Raw genomic sequence first — 20,069 nt, forward strand, 5'->3', positions numbered from 1 at the left:
AACCCACTCCTATTTAAACCACACTCCCCCCCCACGCCCACCTTCTTATTTTAAACCCCCCCCCCCCCCACCCCCCCCCCCCGGGGGGGGGGGGGGGGCCCCCCCCCCCCCGCTCCCCCTTCTCCCGCTCTCCTGTAATCGCAACTACACGATCCTGTGGACCGGCCAGCTCCTGTCGCAGTTGACGGCGGAGATCCTGGCCATCGCCCTGCCGTTGCTGATCCTTGCCGGTTCCGGCTCCCCGCTGCAGATGGGGCTGGCCTCCTCCGTCCTGTCCCTGGCCCAGATGGCGGCCGTGGTACCGGCGGGCGTGCTTGCCGACCGCTGGAACAGACGCACGATCCTGTTGGTCAGCGCGGGCGCGCGAACCCTCGGCATGGCCGCCCTAGCGACCTCGCTCGCCCTGGGCCACTACACGTTTCCGCTCGTCCTCGCGGCGGTGGCCGTCGAGGGCGTCTTCGGCGCGGCCTTCGACCCCGCCGAGCACGCCGCCCTGACCCAGGTGGTGCCCGAGGAGCAACTGTCCGCAGCCGTCGCCCGCAACACAGCCCGGCCCTATGTCGCTGCGGTGCTCGGACCTCCGGCGGCGGGCTTCCTGTTCGCGGTGCACCCCGTGCACCCGTTCCTCGCCAACGCGGTGATGCTGGCGCTGTGCTGCGGTGCGTTGGCACTGCTGCGGCTGCCCGGGCGCCCGGCCCCGCCCGCCGATGCCCCGGCGCCCCGCACCACCCGAGGGGACGTGCTGGACGGCTTCAGCTGGGTGCTCGGACGGCGCGTCATCCGCACGACCCTGGCGTGGGTGATGCTGACCAACTTCGTCTTCGGCGCACTGATGGTGGTCGTCCTCGCTCTGGCCGGGGAGGACGACGTGGGCGCGGGGGAGACGGGCCTGATGATGGGCTGCTTCGGCGTGGGCGGCGTGCTTGGCGCCCTGGCCGCGCCCCGGCTGTACGCCCGGCTGCCGGCTGCGTTGATCGTCCTGGGCTTCTCCTGGCTGGCGGCAACAGGCACTGCGGCCATGGCCTTCGTGCCGCCGGGAATAGAGCTGGGGCTGCTGCTCGGACTGCTCGCGTTGCTCGCACCGACCGCCAACACCGCCGTGCTCACCTACCAGTTGATGGCGACCCCGGATGCACTGCGCGGACGGCTGAGCGGAGTGGCCGGCTTCTGCAGCGGCGGGGCAGGGGCCCTCGGCCCCGCGGCGGGCGGCTCGCTGATGGCGGCCACGGGTGGCGGCGCCCCGGCGGTCCTGGGATGCGCGGCGGCGTTCGCCGTGATCGCCCTGCTCGTCACGGCGAGCCCGACGATGCGCCGCTTCCCGTCCACGAACACCGATGCAGGTGCGGGAAGTTGAGGGTGTTTCGTCAGCGGCCGAAGCATGTGGCGAGACCTCTGGGGCGACTGAGAGGCTTCATACAGCACGGTCCGGACGGTCGGGTGGAGCAGCCCGTAACCATCTTCCCCGGCAACTCGCTCTGCGCCGGGTCGGCCGACTGTGCTCGCTCGCACCCGCGACGGCTCCTGAACCTCGCGTCGTGTGAGCCGGAACCGACACCCCACCAGCGGAGGTCGTACACCCCTTGATCACCCACGTGCTGGACAAAGAGGAAATAACGGCATTAGAAGCGCTGACAGTTGAGATATCCCGACACCACCAATCGGTGGAGTCCGCCTCCTTCCAGAAGGAGAGCCGCCTGTACGCAGCCGAGCTGCCTCGCCGACTGCGCAGCACCGTACTGGACTACCGGTCCTCGGAGCGGTCGGCCACCCTCGTCGTTTCCGGCCTCCCGTTGGACGACGCGGTGCTCGGCCCTACCCCTCTCGATCGCGCGGGCTCCCCGAGCGGGACCGCCTCGCTTCGGCAGGACATCGCGTTCTTCCTGATCGCCGCGCTGCTCGGGGACCCCGTCGGCTGGGCCACTCAGCAGGACGGGCGCCTCATGCACGACATCTACCCGGTCAAGGAGCACGAGCACGGCCAGATCGGCTGGGGCAGCGTCGAGACCCTGACCTGGCACACGGAGGACGCCTTCCACCCGCTGCGCGCCGATTACCTCGGGCTGATGTGCCTGCGCAATCCGGACGGTGTGGAGACGACCGTCGCCGACCTCGCCGACATCCGCATCGGCGACGACCTGCGCGCCCTGCTCTGGCAGGAGCGCTTCGTCATCCGACCGGACGACGCCCACCGGCTGACCGGTGAGTCCCTCGCCGCCACCGGCCGCAGTGCCGAACTGCTCATGCGCAGCCGGGAGCGCGTGGAGCGGGCCCTGGCCGATCCCACGCCCGTCGCTGTGCTGTTCGGCGACACCGAGGACCCGTACCTGTGCGTCGACCCCCACTACATGGCCGGCAGCCAGGGCGAGGAGGAGCAACGCGCGCTCGACACCCTGTGCGACGCCGTCGACGCCGCCCTCACTGACGTGGTGCTCAGGCCCGGCGACATCTGCTTCCTCGACAACTTCCGGGCCGTCCACGGACGCAAGCCCTTCCGCGCCCGCTTCGACGGCACGGATCGCTGGCTGCGCCGGCTGAACATCGCCCGGGATCTGCGTCCCTCCCGCGGGGCACGGCTCGACGCGGAATCCCGCGTCATCCACTGAACGGCACCGCCGTCGAGACCCGACGCACGCCCACCTTCCCCCACTTCACGCGAGGTTGTTGTGACTGCTGCACCCGAGATAGGCAACCGGCCGATCATGCACGGCCGGGGCGAGGAAAACCTCACCCAGCTGGAGTTCATGGCCATCAACAGTGAACTCAACCTGGCCGACGGCCATGCCCGACAGGGGCTGACTCCGACCCAGGAGAAGATCATCAACGAGCTGCCCGCCCTCTTCGAGGAGAGCGCGGAGCGACCCGTGGAGGAACTGGAGAACGAAGCCCACGAAGCCTTCTTCCACTCACTCGGCCAGCACAGGTATCTGTCGGGCAGCGGTCGCGTGCTGAGCTGCTACGCGTCGTCCGTGGCCATGGAGATCCTCGCCCGTACCCTGGCGACCTCCATCGACGCCATCGCGCTGGTCCACCCGACCTTCGACAACATCCCGGACATCCTGCGCGGCTGCGGCCTGCGACTGGTCCGCCTGGACGAGGAACCGCTGCACTCCGGCGATCTGGACCCCGAGTTTCTCACGTCGGTGGGCGCGGTCTTCGTCACCACCCCGAACAACCCCACCGGCCTCGTGCTCTCCCAAGAGAACCTGGCCCGGCTGGCCCAACAGTGCGCCGAGCACGACGTGGTCCTGTGCCTGGACACCTCCTTCCGAGGCTTCGACCTGCGCGCCCAGTACGACCACTACGAGGTCCTGACCGCCAGCGGCTGCCGCTGGGTGGTGATCGAGGACACCGGCAAGCTGTGGCCGACTCTCGACCTCAAGGCCGGCTTTCTCGTGTACTCGGACAACCTCGGGTTGCCGGTCGACCTGATCTACTCCGACATTCTGCTCGGCGTCTCCCCGATGATCCTCACCCTGATCCGTAGCTTCGCCGAGGACGCCGCCACCGGCGGTTTCGCCGATCTGCACGAGTTCATCGCCCGAAACCGCGGCATCGTGCGGGACGGATTGACCGGGGTCGAGGGGATAACCTGCCTCGGCGACGACATCCGTGTGAGCGTGGAGCGTGTCCGCCTGCACGACGGCTCGGCATCGGAGGTCTGGACCGAGCTGCGCGGCAAGAACGTCTATGTTCTGCCCTGCCGCAAGTTCCACTGGGCGAACCCGCAGGAAGGGGACGACAGCTTCCGCATCGCGCTCGCTCGTCCCGCGGAGCCCCTCGGACGTGCGGTCCGTATGTTGCGCGCCGCGCTGGAGTCGCGTCGATGACGTTCGGCACCGCAGCGCCCGTCAGACACGAGGTGGCGGACCGCGGGCCAGCCCTGCGGCACTGGCGGCCGGGGATCGTCCAGCATGTCCCACCGCCGGGCCTGATCGACCTGGGCCCCGGTTACCCCGCCCCCGCACTGCTGCCAGTCGGTCTGCTGCGCGCTGCCTACCAGCGGGCCCTCGACGAATACGGACCGGCCGCGCTGGCCTACGGCCACAACACGGGTGCGCTGTCGTTGCGCGAGGCACTGGCGGAGCGGGCCACACTCGCCGACGGACACCCCTGCGGACCAGATCAGGTACTGCTGACCGCCGGCACATCCCAGGCCCTGCACTTCCTGTCCGGCCTGCTGGGACGACCCGGCGACACGGTGATCACCGACCAGTACTCCTATGACCTGGCGCGGCGGATCTTCAGCGACTGTGGGCTGCGCGTGCGCCCGGTGGCGATGGACGGTCTGGGCACAGACCCCGAGTCCCTGCGCGAGGCTGTGCGCACCGAGCGCGCGGCGAGGCGGCGCGTGGCCTTCGTCTACGTCAACCCCACCTTCCACAATCCGACCGGCATCGTCGTCCCGCTCACCCGCAGAAGAGAACTGCTCGACGTCGCTCGGGAGTACGAGGTGATGGTGATCGAGGACGACGCCTACGCCGAACTTGCCCTCGACACCGAGGAGCCCGTCCCTCCGTCGTTCGCCGCGCTGGCCGGCTACCAGGGGGTGCTGCGCCTAGGTACCTTCGCCAAGACACTCGCTCCCGGGCTACGGCTCGGCTGGCTGCTCGGTGAACCCGCCCTGGTGGCATGGCTCGGCGAGCACGGCATGCTCGTGAGCGGCGGTTCCCTGAACCACACCACGTCCCTGGCGGTCGCCACCGTCCTGCGCGGCGGGGACTACCACCGCCATCTGGCCCTGACACGGGAAGAGTTGGGCAAGCGCCGGGACGCGCTGGCAGGACCACTGTGTGCCCTCCTGGGCGAGCGGTTCGCCTGCCAGGTGCCCGGCGGCGGGTTCTTCCTGTGGCTCGGACCCGCAGGCACGCCCGAGGTCAGGGAAGAGACGTACACCGCCGCCGCCGAGACGGCCGGGGTACGGCTCGCGCCCGGGTCCCGGTTCGGCACCGGTCACCAGCCCCGACTGCGGCTTGCGTACAGCTTCAACCCGCCCGCCGTGCTGACCGAGGCGGCACACCGCCTCGCCGCAGCGTGGACCGTCTGACCGGGCAACGGACCCAGCCACCCTGGCACCCGCTCGCCCGCACCCGCCCCATTCCCCGCACGAAACCGACACGGAAACGGGAACCGTTGATGTCTCCTGCCCCACATCAGGCCATCGCCTCTCACTCCGACGGCGCGGGCCCGCACGGCTACAGCCTGCCTCTGTCGCCATCAGGCCGTTCCGCCATGCTCACTCCACCGCCCTGGCACTTCTCGGGCGACGTCATCATGGTCGACTACCGCGTCGACCCGGCGGCGGCCGCGGGTTTCCTGCCGCCCGGGCTCACCCTCGGTGCCGACCCCGGCGCCGCCGCGGCCGTCTTCGCTGCATGGCAGTGGTGCTCCGACTCGGGCGAACAACTGTCCGACCCGTCCCGCAGCCAGTTCTCCGAGTTCCTGATCCTCCTCGGCTGCGCCTACGACGGGGCCGCCATGGCGCGGTGCCCGTACGCCTGGGTCGACCAGGCAGTGCCGCTCGTGCGTGGCTGGGTGCAGGGCATGCCCAAGCAGTACGGCGCCGTCCATCAGACCCGGCACGGGCTGGCGGGCCGGGCCGGCTCGCGCCGGGCCGAAGGCGGCCTGTTCGCCGGGAACCTCTCGGTGCACGGCCAACGCGTCGTCGAGGCCACCGTGACCCTGACCGGCCCCGCACAGGAACCGCCGGCCCTGCACACGGTCCCGCTCGTCCACAGCCTCGTCACCCCGGCCTGGACAACTCCGATCGAGCGGCCCGCTCCGCTGGCCGCCTCGGAGGTGACCGACGTGGAGTTCGACAACATCTGGAGCGGCAAGGCCGAACTCGAGTTCCTTGATGCCCTTGACGAGGACTTCACCGGGCTGAGACCGGTCGAGGTCGGCGCCGGTCATGTCTTCTCGTACGCAGAGACGCTCAAGGGAGGGCGCCTGCTGCCCCTCCTCGGGGAGTGACACATGCTGAGGATCCACTTCACCGCCGAGGACCTCGCTCGGCTGCACATGCCAGCCGGTCTCGGACTACTGACCGAAAGTGCGCTCGCGCTCCGGCTGTTCGCCGACAGCGGCAATGTCACGTTCCACGGCTGGCGCCGACAATTGCGGGTCGAACTCGGGCAGCGCTCTGCGGCCTTCGAGGTCCTGGCGCGCAGCAACGAATCGATCGATGAGCTGGTGAACCTCGTCCACTGTGGCGAGCGACCTGCGGACACGGGCCCACGCCCGGCCAACTCCCGCCAAGCCGCCATGATGTCCACGCTGGCCGACTTCAGCCATGCGGCGGTGCGCCCCTACTGGGCGCAGGTGCGCACCATGCTGGAGGCAATCCGTGACGCAAGCGGACGCATCATGATCGCCTCGGGCGCGGAACGACTGCTCGGCAGTCTGCACCCGAGACTGCGCTGGAATGCTCCGGTCCTGGAACTCCACCGTGGCCCGGAACGGGATGTCTACCTGGCCGGCCGCGGACTGGTGCTCAGCCCCTCGTTCTTCTTGCCCGAACAGACCTGTCTGTTCGTGGAGGCGACAGGTCCGAACGGACGACCGGCGGTGCTCTTCCCGGTCAACAATCCGGCCAAAGCGGAGTTCAGCAGGCAGTGTGCCGGGGACGCTGAGGCTCTCGGCGCGCTCGTGGGACACACCCGGGCCGCCGCTCTTCAGGTGTTGACCGAAAGCTGCACCACCAGTGAGCTGGCGAAACGGCTCAACCTCTCGCTGGCAGGGGCGAGCAAGCATGCCTCCATACTGCGCCGGGCCGGCCTGATCATGACGACGAGAAGCAGGAACACCGCGCTGCACACCCTCACCCCGCTCGGCGTGGCCCTGCTCGACAGCCGAACCCCTGACGCACGCAGGTTCGCGCAGCCCCAGGCCGTTCGCGTTCCTGCTGCCTGACCCCGAGTTCCCGCTCGATCCCAAGGAGGAGACATCGTGAGCACCAACCCGTTCGACGATCCGGACGGCACCTTCCTGGTCCTGGCCAACGACGAGGGCCAGCACTCCCTGTGGCCGTCCTTCGCCGACGTTCCCGCCGGATGGCTCGTCGTCCTGGAGGCGACGGACCGTCAGTCGGCACTCGCCTACGTCAACGAGCACTGGACCGACATGAGGCCTCGGCGTCTGGCCGAAAGGATGGCCGAGAACTAGCAGGTCCCCCTTCATATCCGCGGAATCCCACCGCCCATCGGCTGTAAGAATGGCCCACCGTGACGATTCGTGTGCTCATCGCTGACGATCAGGAGATGGTTCGCCGAGGTATGCGGCGCATCCTCGAGAGCCAGGCGGACATAGAGGTGATCGGTGAGGCCGCCAATGGCGCGGATGCCCTTGAGACAGCCCAGCGTCTGCGCCCCGACGTCGCGCTCCTGGACGTCCGGATGCCGCGCATGGACGGGCTGGAAGTCACCCGTAACCTGCTCTCCCCCACGGCCGGCTTCGAAGGCAAGGTCGTCATCGTGACGACCTTCGACTTGGACGAGTACGTGTATCCGGCACTGCGTTATGGCGCTTCGGGCTTTCTGCTCAAGCGTTCCGGACCCACGCTGCTCGTGGAGGCCGTGCGGGCGGCGGTTGCCGGTGACAGTCTGATCAGCCCGTCCGTCACGGTACGGCTGCTCAGGCACGTCACCGGTAACGGGCCCGGTGTCGGTGCGGCCACCGGGCGTGAAACCCTCATCGACCCCCTCACCAAGAGGGAGATCGAGATCGCTGGAAAGGTCGCCGAAGGGCTCACCAACGCCGATATCGCATCGGAGATGTTCATTTCGCCGGGCACGGTCAAGACGCATGTCGCCAGCATTCAGCGGAAACTCGGCGTGCGGAACCGTGTCGGAATCGCCGTGCGGGCATGGGAGATGGGATACGCCACGAAATGTTAGCCCTACATGGTCACACCCGGAAGAGGCATCATGGTCGACGAAGACATATCCGCCCAGTTTCGTGAAAGACGTCCTCAGCTCAATTCTCTGACCAGCCTGCGGGTCATCGGCATGGTTCTGGTCTTCATCGTCCACGGATCATTCGAGATCGTCTTCAAGTCCTACGACTGGAGCCTGAATTACCTGGAGGGTGTGGGAACCACGGGGCAGACCGCGGTTTCGTACTTCTTCGTCCTCTCGGGATTCGTTCTCACGTGGACCTGGCGCGATAATGACACAGCCCGCTCCTTCTGGCGCCGACGCGTTGTCAGGGTCTTCCCCAACCACATCGTCGCGCTGGCTTTCACCGTCGTCCTGATCGCGTCACTGACCGAGCTGCCGCGGGTGTTCCCGCTGATGACCCAGCTGCTGCTCGTCCAGTCCTGGTTCCCCTCGCCCGAATTCACCGACGTCGGCAACAGCGCGACGTGGTCGCTGTCCGTGGACATCGGTTTCTACGCCCTCTTTCCGCTGTTGCTGCCGTTGGTGCGCCGGATCAGGCCGGAGCGGCTCTGGTTCGCCGTAGGCGGCGTCGCCGTGGTCATCGCGTTGATTCCGGTGGCCGCCAATGTCTTCCTGCCGGACACTCCGCCCACCCCGCTGTGGAACACGTCGGAGAGCCGGTACTGGTTCGTGTACTTCTTCCCGCTCACCCGCATGCTGGAATGCGTACTCGGCATGCTGATGGCACGTGTCGTCCTCACCGGCCGTTGGATAGGCTTGCGCCCGCTGCCCGCCGCAGCCCTGCTGGTGGCGGTCTACGTGACCGCCCAGCAACTGCCCTACCTCTACCGGTACGCCGCCCTCATCGCGGTGCCCGTGGCCCTGCTGACCGCTTCGCTGGCCGTGGCCGACGTGGCGGGCCGCCGCACCTGCCTCACCGGCGGCCCCATGGTCCGACTCGGTGAACTCACCTTCGCCTTCTACCTGCTCCACGGCCCCGTGCTGAAATTCGGCCATCTGATGCTTGGTTACACCATGGACGGCGGAATACCCAAGGGAGATGCCTGGGCGCCTGTCGGAGGCCTCGCCTTCCTGTCCGGCGCCTTCATGGTCTCCCTGGCGCTGGCCTGGGTGCTGAACGTCTGTGTCGAACAGCCGGCGGTACGCCGCTGGGCTCGGCGCCGACCACCGAAGACGACCTCGACGAAGGTCTCTGCGTAGGCTGATGACCATGACGACGAGCAGCGCGGCACTGGGACGTTGGCGGAGCTTATGCATCGGAACAGCGGTCGTCTGCCTGGGGCTGCCGGCCCTGCTCGGCCCGCCCATCGCGCTGCTCCTCGCCGTATCGGCCCTGCTTGCGGTGTCGGTGCCGCTCCTGCGGTGGCCGTGGGGAAGGATCACCGAGAACGCGGCCGCGCTGGCGGTCATGGCGGTCTCCCTCCTCACGGACCTCGTGTACGTCGGCAAGCAGGGCCTGACCCTCTTGTGGATGCCCTTCGAGTTCGCCGGGCTGCTCATCCTCACCGCGCGTCTCATTCGACGGTCGCAGCCCCGCCATCTCCTCCCCACCGCGCTGCTGGCCATCCTCACGACGGCTGCCCTACCGCTGCGCTTCACCCTGCGCAATCCGGAGTCGGGGGCCACCGGGTCGTTGACCATGGTGCTCGTCACGCTCGTGCCGGTGGCCTGCGCCGCCGGCATCGGCGGCTATCTGAGGTCCACGGACAACCGCCGACGGCGGGCGGTACTTCAGGCCCGCCGCGAACAGCGCCTCCACATGGCCAGAGTCCTGCACGACTTCGTCGCCCACGAGGTGACGGGCATGGTGCTCGAGGTACAGGCCGCCCAAGTGTCGGCGTACGAACCGGAACAGCACCAGGCGCTGCTGACCCGGGTGGAGCAGGCGGGCCTGCGCGCCCTCGACTCGATGGACCGCACCCTACAGACGCTGCGCGAGGCGGAGGCCGAACAGGACGCCCCGCCGGGACAGGAGCCCGCTCAGCCGACGACCCGGCTGTACGGGCTGGCGGATGTCTCGGACCTGGTTCGCAGATTCGCCGAGTCCAACTCGGTCACCACCGAACTCAACCTCGACGAGGTCCTGGTCGGCACTCTGCCCCGGGAGATCGACGAGACTGCGTACAGCCTGGTGCTGGAGTCCTTGACCAACGTCCGGCGCCACGCTGTCTCGGCCCGTCTGGTCACCGTGACCGTCGAGCGGGCGGACGAGAGCCTGCTGCGGGTCTGCGTCGTGAATGACCGAAGCAGTGGCAAGCCGCTGCTGCCGGACCGCAAGGGCGGCGGCACTGGGCTGGTCGGGCTGGACGAGCGGTTCAAGACACTCGGCGGGGCCCTCACGGCTGGCCCCGCCGGCGACGGCTGGCAGGTCACGGGGACGTTGCCGCTGCGCACGCCGACCCGGACGAGCGCGGATCGCTGACTGGCCGCCGGATATCTGCCGAACGGCAGATGTCCGCCGGGCTCAGGAAAACCATGCTGAAGAGGTCTACTGAGCTATCCGGAGGTAAGCGTGTTCACTCGCCGTCTGACAAGGAGCGTCCTGGCCGCCGCGGCCCTGACCTCGTTGGTCGTTCTCACCGGCTGCGCCGATGCCGACGACGCGACACCTGAGAAGAAGACCTTCTCGTTCGACGGGAAGACACTCAACGTCCGGTCTCACGGCATCCCCACCGACCTTGTCGCAAGCGATCGCGAGGACGTGGAGGTCACCCGGTGGTTCGACGTTGAGCCCGGGGCCAAGCCGCATTCCAGCTGGAAGCTCGACGACGGCACCCTGGACCTGCAGGCGGGCTGCGAGCGGTTCGCCAACTGTGATGTGCGCTTCCGTGTCGAGGTGCCGAAGTCGGTGAAGGTCCTGCGCAATGGTCGTGAGACGAAGCTGAAGGGCACACAGACAGCTGCTCTGGCGCCGCTGGTCGATGCCCGGAACTTCGGGGCGTAGGGGGCCGCGATCATGCTGGAACTCGTCGACATCACCAAGGTCTACCGGGGCGGCAAGCGAGCCGTGGACGGGATGACGATGCGGCTGGAGACCGGGATGCTCGGTCTGCTCGGCCCGAACGGAGCCGGTAAGTCCTCACTCATGCGGATCGCCTCGACCGTGACCCGGCCGACCAGCGGCCAGGTCCTGTTCGACGGCACCGATGTGGTGGCCAAACCCGACGTGCTGCGCCGAACCCTCGGCTATCTCCCGCAGGACTTCGGCGTGTACCCGAACCTCACCTCGCGGGAGTTCCTCTCCTACCTCGCGGCCGCCAAGGGCCTTTCTGCCCGCTCGGCTCGCGCCCGCATCGACGAACTGCTGGAACTGGTCAACCTCACCGAGGCGGTCAAGCGCCCCCTCGGTAAGTACTCCGGCGGCATGATGCGGCGGGTGGGCATCGCCCAGGCACTGCTCGCCAACCCGAAGGTCATCATCGTGGACGAGCCCACCGCAGGACTCGACCCCGAAGAACGCGTCCGTTTCCGGAACCTGCTGAGCGACCTCGCCGCGGACCGGGTCGTCATGCTCTCCACCCACATCGTCTCCGACGTCGAGTCCGTAGCCTCCGACATCGCGGTCGTCGCCGGCGGACGACTCCTGCGCCGGGGGTCCCCCGAAGAGCTCCTGGCAGCGGTCGAAGACCGGGTGTGGGAGGTCCTCGTCGACCCCGCGGACGTCCCCGTCATCCAAAAGCGGCAGATCGTCAGCAGGATGATCCGCACCTCGAGCGGAGTTCGCGTACGACTCCTGACGCACGTACCGCCGTACGCCACCGCCGAGCGGGTCGAGCCCGACCTCGAGGACGCCTACCTGGCCATCGTGAACCAGGCCGTTGTGCGACCGTCCGAACCGCTGGCCGCGCCCTCCGAGCCCACGGGATGGCAGTGATGCTGGAGACACTCGTCAGGCTCGCCATCGGCGACTTCTGGGACCGGGTGCGCCGACCGGCATACGCCGTCATCCTGATCGCCGCCGTCGGACTGGGCTACCTCGCCACGCCCGCCGAGGAATCAGGCTGGGTGGTCATGCAGGTGGGTGCCTACCGGGGCACCTACAACAGCGCGTACATCGGCATGGTCGTCGCGCTGGCCGGAACGGTCTGGCTCTCGCTGGGCGGCTTCTACGTCGTACGCAACGCGATCTCGCGCGACGAGAGCACCGGTGTGGGCAGACTCCTGGCAGCGACACCGTTGCGGACGTGGGCCTATCTCCTCGCCAAATTCCTCAGCAGTGTGCTGGTGCTGGCCTCCATGCTGGGTGTTCTCGTGGTCACCGCGGTGGTGATGCAACTGGCGCGCGGGGAAGCCATGACGGTCAACCCCGTCGAGTTGCTGAGCCCGTTCGTGACCATCGCTCTGCCATTGATGGCGTTCACCGCAGCCGCAGCGCTTCTCTTCGAGGCGATTCCGCTGCTGAGGGCGGGGCTCGGCAACGTCCTGTGGTTCTTCATCTGGGCGTTCATCGCGATCGGCGGTCAGTCACCCAACGCCCCGCTCGGCGGTATCGGGGTCCACAGTGTCGTCCAGTCGCTGAGCGCGAGCATGAAGGCGCAGGGCATCGACCCTGACAAGGTCGGAGATTTTAGCCTGGGCCTGACACTGATCGACAAGCCTCTGAAGACCTTCGTGTGGCACGGCTTCGACCCGAGTCCCGCGTTTCTTCTCAGCCGGTATGCCCTTGTCATGATCGCCGTGGCGCTCGCGCTGCTTCCCGCTCTCTGGTTCCCCCGTTTCGACCCGGCCCGGGCAGGCGGCCTCGCGGTCCCCGGCTCGGACAGAGGTGTAGCGCCGGAAAGGTCGACAACCCCCGCTGTGATCATGCAGGACGACCGCACGGAGGAGCGCTCCGCCGGGTTCACCAACCTGCCCCGCGCTTCAGTGAAGTACGGCAATCCCGCGCTGCGCCTGCTGTTCGGAGAGGTCCGCATCCTCATTCAGGGAACGCCCTTGTGGTGGTGGGCCGGAGTCCTTGCCCTCACGCTCGTCGCCCAGATGGTCACGCCCGCGACCGGCGTCACGCGGTTCCTGCTCCCGCTGGCCTGGATCTGGCCGGTGCTCATCTGGTCCCGTCTCGGCACCCAGCGCCATGAGTACGGAGTGGAAGCAATCCTGGGCGCCTATCCCTCCGCGCGCAGCCGAATGGCGGCGGAATGGGGAGCAGGCTTCCTGCTCACGGTCATCGCCGGCATCGGCCCGGCGGTGCGCATGGTCACCGGATCCGACACCCAGGGCCTCGTCCACTGGTTCCTCGGGGCGCTCTTCATCCCGTCCTTCGCGCTCGTCCTCGGAACCCTCAGCCGGACCCACCGCCTCTTCCAGTTCGCCTATCTGCCCCTCTGGTACGGAACGGTCAACGGCATCGCACCCGTCGACTTCATGGGCGCGATCCGGGCCGACGACGGCACTCCGGCCGGCATGTCACCGACGTTCCTGATCGTGAGTGTGGCCGTGATGCTCGCCGCTGTCTTCCTGTCGGGCGCGGCACGCCGCGCCACGTCGTAACCACATGGGCGACTCGCTGTGGATCTATCCCTTTCTGGCAGCCATCACCGTCCTGCCACTGGTCCCCAACTCCGCCCCACTGGCCGCGGCAGGGGCCTTCGCCGCAACGGGCCGTCTGAACCTCGTACTGGTCGTGGCAATTCCGCTCACGGGAGCCTTCGTCGGCGACCTGCTCGTGTACGCAATCGGTCGTCGCGGAAGTCCGAGGCTGCTGAGCAGGCTCTCCCGGCACCGGCGCCGGGATACAACCGTCCAGCGGGCCTCACGTCACGCAGGACGCCATGGCGTCGCAGTTCTGATCGGTGTTCGATTCGTCCCCGGAGGGCGACTGTTCGCAGGCCTTATGGCGGGTCTCACCCGCTTTGCCATGTGGCGCTACGCCGCCGCGATGTGCACAGCGGAAGCCTTGTTCGTCGCGTGCGTCGTGGGAATCGGATACTTCGGTGGGAGCATCTCAGCGAACGAATACACGGTCATCGCCGTCGGGCCCGCGGTGTCCATGCTCATCGCTATGGGAGTGCTGGTGGCCCAATTGGTGGCACGCCGCCGAAACCGCCGACTTCCCACCTTCGACGGCATGCCTGAAGACGCTCGGCCTCGTGGTCTGGCAGCAGAAGACCGCTGGTCGAGATGAGTCGTCCCGGCTCAGCCATGAACCGATCCCCCGCGGTGGCTGGGCCGGGACTGTCCATAGGGGGAAATGGCCCAATGCCAGAGGAAAGAGGAGAGGTACTTGAAGTACCGGATCGGCTGCCTCGCGTGGATCGTAGGCGTCGTGCAGTTCTTCGGGGCGCACGCGGTCGTCGAGGTCTCCTGGTCGACACCGTACAGCTGGGCACGGAACAACATCAGCGACCTCGGCAACGTGTACTGCACCACGCAGACGCAACCCCGACCAAGGTACGTCTGCTCGCCAGCACACGACTTGATGAACTTCTCGTTCGTTCTCCTGGGTGTGCTCCTCGCCGTCGGCGTCGCCTGCGGCGGCTCCCTCTGGCGCACAAACCGGACTGCGACGGTGACACGGGCTCTCCTCACGAGCGCCGGCGTCGGATTCGTCGTGGCCGGGCTCGCCCCTGCCGACGTCTACGAGAACCAGCATGTTTTGGGGGCAATGCTCATCATGGGCCTTGGCAACATCGGCCTTCTGACGGCGGGCGCCGGCCTGTCGCGTGAGGTCGGGACCGGGCTCCGGTGGGCGACTGGCCTGTTGGGAGCCCTTGCGCTCACTGCTCTGTCGCTGTTCTTGTCCCAGCGCTATCTCGGACTCGGCATAGGAGGCATGGAGCGCGTGGCCGCCCTGCCTCTTCTCGTGTGGACACTCACGGCCGGAGTTGCAGGTCTGCTCCACCGGGCTCGTGGCACGGAAGCGTCGTTGCAATCGGAGATGCCTCAGACGGCGCGGTGAATCTGCACTCGATGTCCTCGCTGTCCCTGATCCGGCAGTGCTCGATCACTATCACATCCGCCGTAATACAGCTCGGTTCCGGGAACTTATCCAAGACTTCCGGGTAAACAGGGGAAGAAGGGGCGGCCCTTCCCGCATGCGCCTCGATCAAGGATTCACTCGGAGCTCCGGTGTACTTCTTCAACGACGAGAAGCGGAAACGACGCATGAAAAACTGAAACCGAAGTCAGTTCTTCGGTGCTACCGGATGCGCTGTGCAGCTTACTGGGCTGTCGGAATACCCGCCGAAAAAATCCAGGCGGGCTGTGGACTCGTTGAATGCGTTCGAGATCTCGAATGATTTATTCAAGGTGATCTTCGACACCGATCGTGGCCTAAACTCTCCTGGTCCATGCCCCTGCCTCATTGTTACATGATCGATGTCGGTGTCAGGCGTGAAGGGATTCGAGTGGTGGAACGACGGTTACGTCGGTGGTGCAAGCGTGAACTTCGAGTTCTCGGGGTTCGCTCTCCCGTGGATGTGAGAAGGCTTTGCGGACACCTTGGGAACCATCGAGGCCGCCCCATCTGCCTGCTCGCCCACCGATTCCCCACGCACGGTCCATCAGGGCTGTGGATGGCCACCGGTACGACTGATTACATCTTCTACCAACAGGAGACCAGTGCAGCCCATCAAGACCACATCATCCTGCATGAGGTGGGGCACATCCTGGCGGGGCATCGCGGCGGCGAGATGAGAGGTGAACTACTGGAGGGGATGATGCCGCATCTGTCGCCCGAAGTCGTCCGCAGGGCGCTCCAGCGCACTGCCTACGAGGAAGAGCAGGAGCGTGAAGCCGAGTTGATCGCCACCATCATCATGGAGTTGACCCGACCCCTCGGCGGCCGGGGTGCGCCCCCGGAGGGCAGCCCGGCGCATCGCTTGGGAATGGCCCTCGCAGGTGGGCGACGACGGCTCTGAACACGTGCTGACGCCGCTCCTTTGATAGCCGAGGGTCATGTCCGCGGGCTCTGCTCCCATGACTGGCGCTGTGCGCCTGGCAGATTTGTGCGCCGCACGGTATGTCACCCACATGGAGACCCCAGACCGCCGTGACCCGGCGAACTTTCCGATACTCGCCAGGAGTTGACCGCCCCCCCTTGCCCGCCTGGCGCGCAGAGGGGCGGGGACCTGGCCTCTCCGCCATTCGGGAGGTGCGCGTGGACCAGAGCGAGCGCACGAGGCCGGGGCGCCAACGGCAGGACGGCTTGACGGTCCGGTATGAGTACGTCGTCGTGGGCGGCCCCGAAGGAGGAGCTGGCCCGCCGTCAAGGAGCCGCCATCCTGGAAGTCCTGCGATGCCTCGTTGAACAGCAAGGGCAGCATCAGGGAGCCGACCAGGATCCCCGCCGCACGGGCCCGTCGTAGAGAGCCCTGTTCCCATGTTCTGGGTGCCGGAGAGGGCTCACACCTGCGCAAACTCAACGACGGTGTTGCGAGCGCCGCATGGGGCGGACGACCTGCATGCTTGAGTCGACGATGGACAGAAGGCGACCGCGAAGGAAGCATCGCGACATATATCGCAAAGGCCCGTCTCCCGATGAGGGAAACGGGCCTGGACACCCTGACCTGTACAAATGCCGGCTACCTGGGTGCCCCCGGCAGGATTCGAACCTGCGCACACGGCTCCGGAGGCCAGGTGGGGCCGAGAGGGCACCGGCGGCCTGACCTGCGACGGAGAGCCCACCGGGGTGCGGCCTGAGCAAGATCATTACGTCCCTATTACGTGGGCGGCCTGTCGGGCGCTGGGTCCGGCCCGTATGGTCGATGCATGATCTCGGGCAGCAGCGGGGGACCGGACAGCGGCGGTACGGAGTTCACGGCGGAGGGCCTGGAGCCCGTACTCCAAGAGGCCTGCGCGACGGCCGGACTCGACTCCCGCGGCGCCGAGTTGCTGCGCCTCGGTTCGAATGCGGTCTACCGTCTCACGTCGTTACCCGTCATAGTCCGCATCGCGCGTGATCCGGCGGTCCGGGCGGACATGGAGCGGGCTGTGGGTGTGGCCCGGTGGCTGGAGACCCAGGACTTCCCGGCCATGCGCGTGCCGGCCTCGACAGCTCAGCCTCTTGTCATCGCCGGCCGAGTGGTCACCTTCTGGGAGAGCGTCCAGGAGCGCGAGGAGTACGGCACGGTCGCCGAGTTGGCCGACTTGCTCCGCCGTCTGCACTGGTTCGAAGAGCCCGAGTCCCTCGGACTGCCGTACTTCGATCCGCTGGCCAAGGTGGGGGCCTCCCTCGAAGGGCTGGACGGCATCTCGGATGAGGACCGGACGTTCCTCGATGAGCGAGCGGCAAGACTCGCCAAGGAGTACGACCGGCTGGACTTCGTTCTCCCCTTCGGCATGATCCATGGCGATGCGAGCATCGGGAACATCCTCCGCCACCGGGATGGGCACGCGGTGCTCATCGACCTGGACGGCTTCGCCCTCGCCCCGCGTGAGTGGGATCTGATCCAGACGGCGATGTTCTACGACCGGTACCGCTGGCACACCAAGGCGGAGTACGCGGAGTTCGTGCACCGGTACGGCTTCGACCTGATGAACTGGCCCGGGTACGAGACCCTCGCGGACCTGCGTGAACTGATGATGGTCGCCTGGCTCGGCCACCAGGTCACGACCAGCGACTCGGCCGCCGCGGAATTCGCTCGTCGGGTGCGGTCCCTTCGCACCGGAAAGGGGCGAGACGAATGGGGCCCGTTCTGAAGGCGCGGCGACCTGCGCTCAGACAGCGACATGATCGCCTGAGGCGATCCACAGCCTGTGCTCCCTGACCTGATCGGTAAACGTCTGCACGTCCGCGCTGCTGCTGGCCACTGCGAGGTTCTGCCGGAACTCGGCAAGGTAGCTGACGCATCGCGCCGATTTGAGCTGCTCGCCCAGGTCTAGCGCGTCGAGTGCCACGCGACATGCCTCCTCGACGTCGCCGGCGCGTAGGTGGGCATCGGCGAGCACCATGGTTGCGAAGAAGTCGCTCCGGACGTGGCTGCCGCTCATGGCGTTCTCGGCGTGGGCGACGGCCTGCCGGGCGCTGTTGACGTCACGGAAGCAATGGGCCGCCTCTGCGGCAAGCTCGGCCTCGTCGAAATAGCTGATCCACTCAGGTTCGTCGTCGTTGTTCCGGCTCTCCAGTGCCTTCGTGGCGGCACTCAAGGCGGCTTCGCACGCCCGAACGTCTCCGGTCCGGGCAAGTGCGCGTGCCTCCATGGCGTGGAACTGAGCGCGAAGCGTGGGCGTGGCCACGGGAGAGATACCCATGAGAGCAGCACGGGCGAGCGTCGCGCCCTGCGCGTATCGGCCGAGAAACGTCGCCTGATGGCTCATGGCGGACAGAATGCTTCCGGCGAGCCGGCGGTCATTGGCGTCCTGGGCCAACCGGAGGGCTTGGAGGAAATACCTCTGCGCTAAGCCGTGCCGACAGGCGTCGTAGGACATCCAACCGGCCAGGAGTGTTGCCTCCGCGACGGTCGAGAACAGGGCCCGGCCGACCTGCTCGGTGTATTGGCCGCGCAGCAGGGGCGTCACTTCGGTACTGAGGTACTGGATGGGCGAGTGCCGCGCGTGATCGCCGCCGAATCGGTCGTCTAAGTCGGCGAACATGTCGGCGGTGGTCTTGATAGCGGCTACATCCCCGAGACCGACGCGCATTCCGCTCTGCCGCTGCCGAGGAACGGCAGGCTCGGGCGCCACCAACCACCGGAGCGAAGCTTCGTTCCAGGCCGGTTCGGAGGGCTCGGCCTGGAGCAGGGGCTCATACCGGTTGAGATCTGCTCGCCACAACTGACCGACGGCTTCGATGGCGCCCTCGGGGCTCGCCGGATAGCCGGCGTCCAAGAGCCCGGTGTCCCGCTCGCCTTCGTGGCTCAGCCCGAGTTCGGCAGCGCTGAGGCCGTACACCTCGCAGAGCAACGGACCGTAGAAGTCGTCTGGTGTGCTGTGCCCGTTCTCCCAACTGGCGAAACGGCGCTTCACGCTCGCATCCGAAGGGAGTTGGTGGCCACGGCGCGTTGCGGCCTGGCGGAGTTCGCGCACCAACCGCGGCTGACTCCAGCCTCGACCCACACGGGCTTGCCGTAAGCGAACGCTAGTTGGCTCCATCGAAGACGTGACCGTTCCCTCCCCACGGGCCCACGGGTGCGACTTCTGGGACGCGTGACTCCTTGACCTTACGACCGAATGTACGCGCTGCTCATCGTTGAGCGCTGCATGTAATCGGAGATCGTGAACGGTTGCAACATGACTGGGGATGACGCGTGCGCGGGTGACGCGTCATCCCCCGTCACCTCTCGTCATCTGCCCTGGCCAGGGTGGTGACCCTGAGTCTGGACACAGGGCGGCATCGCGGCCGCAACTGAGTCCGACCGAGGTGAGATGACGTGCAGAGGATGACCAGGAGAGGCATTGAATGGCTCTCCGCGGCGGCTGACGATCCGGTGGGGTGCCGCGCTACCTGGGGCGACGACCCCCGTGCACCGTACATGCTGCCGACCGGCCGCTACTTCGACGTGGTGACGGTGGACCAGCGGATCGGCGTCGAGACGTTCGACCAACTGCTCCGCCGGGGGTTGCCGTTCGGCCCTACCGTCCTCGATCACAAGGCACGACGTGTGGGCTTCTTCCTGGGCTCGCGGAGCCAGGAGACTTTCCTCCACTACCTCGCACAGGAAGAGGGCACTGCACCCGCTTACCGCTACCTAAGCCGCGGCTCGGCGGTCGTTGTCCCCGGTCCCATTCCCCTGCGCGGCGACCGTTACGAGTGGCTACGCGCCCCGACCCGGCGGCCGATGGCCAACCCGCTGCGTCCGGTGGCCCTGGCGACCATGCTCGTTGCCTCCGCCGAGTTGCTTGCCCGGGTGGACCGGTATGGCGAGCGCTACCTGGCCGCGGACACCTTCGGCTTCTCTGCGATTGAGGGGGCTCCGATCGATGCGTCGGGATGACGCCACCGACCGGCACGACGCTGCCACCTGGTCACCGCTGGACAGCGACGGTTGGTACGCCGCGCGTAATGCCACCACCGCTCTGAGGGACGCTTTGATCCGGGCGGGACTGGAGAAGGACTTCCCCTATCTACGGGCTGAGTTGAATGCCTTCGGGCACGGCTTGGTCGAACTCGGGCGCGTATCGCCGGCCACTGCGGAGCGACTGGCGGAACTGCTGCGGCTGGCACTGGCCTCGGGCTTGCAGCGCTTTGGGGAGAGCGGCGACGAAACGACCGAATCTCGTGAAAAAGAGGGCTGAACC

20 protein-coding genes are annotated in these 20,069 nt (G+C 67.4%); 19 read left to right on the forward strand and 1 reads right to left on the reverse strand.

Going from position 1 to position 20,069, the window contains the following annotated elements; genetic code table 11:
• The 17 genes from AB0D85_RS44095 to AB0D85_RS44175 all read left to right on the forward strand — a co-directional run.
• Positions 1-1,354 (forward strand): MFS transporter (locus AB0D85_RS44095; protein ID WP_362334217.1); only part of this gene is annotated, 1,354 nt, incomplete at its 5' end.
• A 238-nt stretch (positions 1,355-1,592) separates the two neighbouring features.
• Positions 1,593-2,603 carry a guanitoxin biosynthesis L-enduracididine beta-hydroxylase GntD gene (gene gntD / locus AB0D85_RS44100; RefSeq protein WP_362334580.1) on the forward strand — a complete coding sequence of 337 codons (1,011 nt, stop codon included), beginning with the start codon at positions 1,593-1,595 and terminating at the stop codon, positions 2,601-2,603.
• 60 nt (positions 2,604-2,663) lie between these two features.
• Complete coding sequence (mppP, locus tag AB0D85_RS44105) at positions 2,664-3,827, forward strand: enduracididine biosynthesis enzyme MppP (protein ID WP_362334220.1); 1,164 nt, start codon at positions 2,664-2,666, stop codon at positions 3,825-3,827.
• Positions 3,824-5,044 (forward strand): aminotransferase class I/II-fold pyridoxal phosphate-dependent enzyme, encoded by a 1,221-nt coding sequence (locus AB0D85_RS44110; protein WP_362334223.1) that lies wholly within the window; start codon positions 3,824-3,826, stop codon positions 5,042-5,044. Before mppP ends, AB0D85_RS44110 begins: the two co-directional genes overlap by 4 nt.
• An 89-nt stretch (positions 5,045-5,133) precedes the next feature.
• Entirely contained in the window at positions 5,134-5,970 is an 837-nt protein-coding gene (gene mppR / locus AB0D85_RS44115) for an enduracididine biosynthesis enzyme MppR (protein WP_362334226.1), read from the forward strand.
• A gap of 3 nt (positions 5,971-5,973) precedes the next feature.
• Positions 5,974-6,909, forward strand: a complete 936-nt coding sequence (locus AB0D85_RS44120) for a winged helix-turn-helix domain-containing protein (protein ID WP_362334229.1) — start codon at positions 5,974-5,976, stop codon at positions 6,907-6,909.
• Positions 6,910-6,945: 36 nt separating this feature from the next.
• A complete protein-coding gene (locus tag AB0D85_RS44125; protein ID WP_362334231.1) occupies positions 6,946-7,161 on the forward strand; it encodes an MbtH family protein in 216 nt (71 codons plus the stop codon).
• A gap of 59 nt (positions 7,162-7,220) precedes the next feature.
• Positions 7,221-7,892 (forward strand): response regulator transcription factor, encoded by a 672-nt coding sequence (locus AB0D85_RS44130; protein WP_362334234.1) that lies wholly within the window; start codon positions 7,221-7,223, stop codon positions 7,890-7,892.
• A 30-nt stretch (positions 7,893-7,922) separates the two neighbouring features.
• Complete coding sequence (locus AB0D85_RS44135) at positions 7,923-9,095, forward strand: acyltransferase (RefSeq protein WP_362334237.1); 1,173 nt, start codon at positions 7,923-7,925, stop codon at positions 9,093-9,095.
• Positions 9,096-9,105: 10 nt separating this feature from the next.
• Positions 9,106-10,317 carry a histidine kinase gene (locus AB0D85_RS44140; RefSeq protein ID WP_362334240.1) on the forward strand — a complete coding sequence of 404 codons (1,212 nt, stop codon included), beginning with the start codon at positions 9,106-9,108 and terminating at the stop codon, positions 10,315-10,317.
• Between the two features lie 90 nt (positions 10,318-10,407).
• Positions 10,408-10,839 (forward strand): hypothetical protein, encoded by a 432-nt coding sequence (locus AB0D85_RS44145; RefSeq protein WP_362334243.1) that lies wholly within the window; start codon positions 10,408-10,410, stop codon positions 10,837-10,839.
• A 12-nt stretch (positions 10,840-10,851) separates the two neighbouring features.
• Complete coding sequence (locus tag AB0D85_RS44150; RefSeq protein ID WP_362334246.1) at positions 10,852-11,769, forward strand: ABC transporter ATP-binding protein; 918 nt, start codon at positions 10,852-10,854, stop codon at positions 11,767-11,769.
• Positions 11,769-13,382, forward strand: a complete 1,614-nt coding sequence (locus tag AB0D85_RS44155) for a hypothetical protein (RefSeq protein WP_362334249.1) — start codon at positions 11,769-11,771, stop codon at positions 13,380-13,382. The genes AB0D85_RS44150 and AB0D85_RS44155 overlap by 1 nt, the downstream gene beginning before the upstream one ends.
• Before the next feature lie 4 nt (positions 13,383-13,386).
• Positions 13,387-14,016, forward strand: coding sequence for a VTT domain-containing protein (locus AB0D85_RS44160; RefSeq protein ID WP_362334252.1), 630 nt, complete (start codon positions 13,387-13,389; stop codon positions 14,014-14,016).
• A 99-nt stretch (positions 14,017-14,115) separates the two neighbouring features.
• A complete protein-coding gene (locus tag AB0D85_RS44165; protein WP_362334255.1) occupies positions 14,116-14,790 on the forward strand; it encodes a DUF998 domain-containing protein in 675 nt (224 codons plus the stop codon).
• A 616-nt stretch (positions 14,791-15,406) separates the two neighbouring features.
• Positions 15,407-15,751, forward strand: a complete 345-nt coding sequence (locus AB0D85_RS44170) for a hypothetical protein (RefSeq protein ID WP_362334258.1) — start codon at positions 15,407-15,409, stop codon at positions 15,749-15,751.
• Between the two features lie 850 nt (positions 15,752-16,601).
• Entirely contained in the window at positions 16,602-17,531 is a 930-nt protein-coding gene (locus tag AB0D85_RS44175; protein ID WP_362334261.1) for an aminoglycoside phosphotransferase family protein, read from the forward strand.
• 18 nt (positions 17,532-17,549) lie between these two features.
• Here the strand turns inward: AB0D85_RS44175 and AB0D85_RS44180 are convergent, their stop codons facing one another.
• Complete coding sequence (locus tag AB0D85_RS44180) at positions 17,550-18,797, reverse strand: hypothetical protein (protein ID WP_362334264.1); 1,248 nt, start codon at positions 18,795-18,797, stop codon at positions 17,550-17,552.
• Between the two features lie 413 nt (positions 18,798-19,210).
• Here AB0D85_RS44180 and AB0D85_RS44185 point away from each other — a divergent pair, with 413 nt between their 5' ends.
• Together AB0D85_RS44185 and AB0D85_RS44190 are read left to right on the forward strand one after the other, a co-directional pair.
• Positions 19,211-19,765 (forward strand): bifunctional DNA primase/polymerase, encoded by a 555-nt coding sequence (locus AB0D85_RS44185; RefSeq protein ID WP_362334583.1) that lies wholly within the window; start codon positions 19,211-19,213, stop codon positions 19,763-19,765.
• Positions 19,752-20,066: a hypothetical protein gene (locus tag AB0D85_RS44190; protein WP_362334267.1), complete on the forward strand. Its 315-nt coding sequence runs from the start codon at positions 19,752-19,754 to the stop codon at positions 20,064-20,066. Before AB0D85_RS44185 ends, AB0D85_RS44190 begins: the two co-directional genes overlap by 14 nt.
• Positions 20,067-20,069 lie beyond the last annotated feature (3 nt).

The sequence above is a fragment of the Streptomyces sp. NPDC048277 genome (assembly GCF_040652235.1).
In the GTDB taxonomy this organism is placed as follows: Bacteria; Actinomycetota; Actinomycetes; order Streptomycetales; family Streptomycetaceae; genus Streptomyces.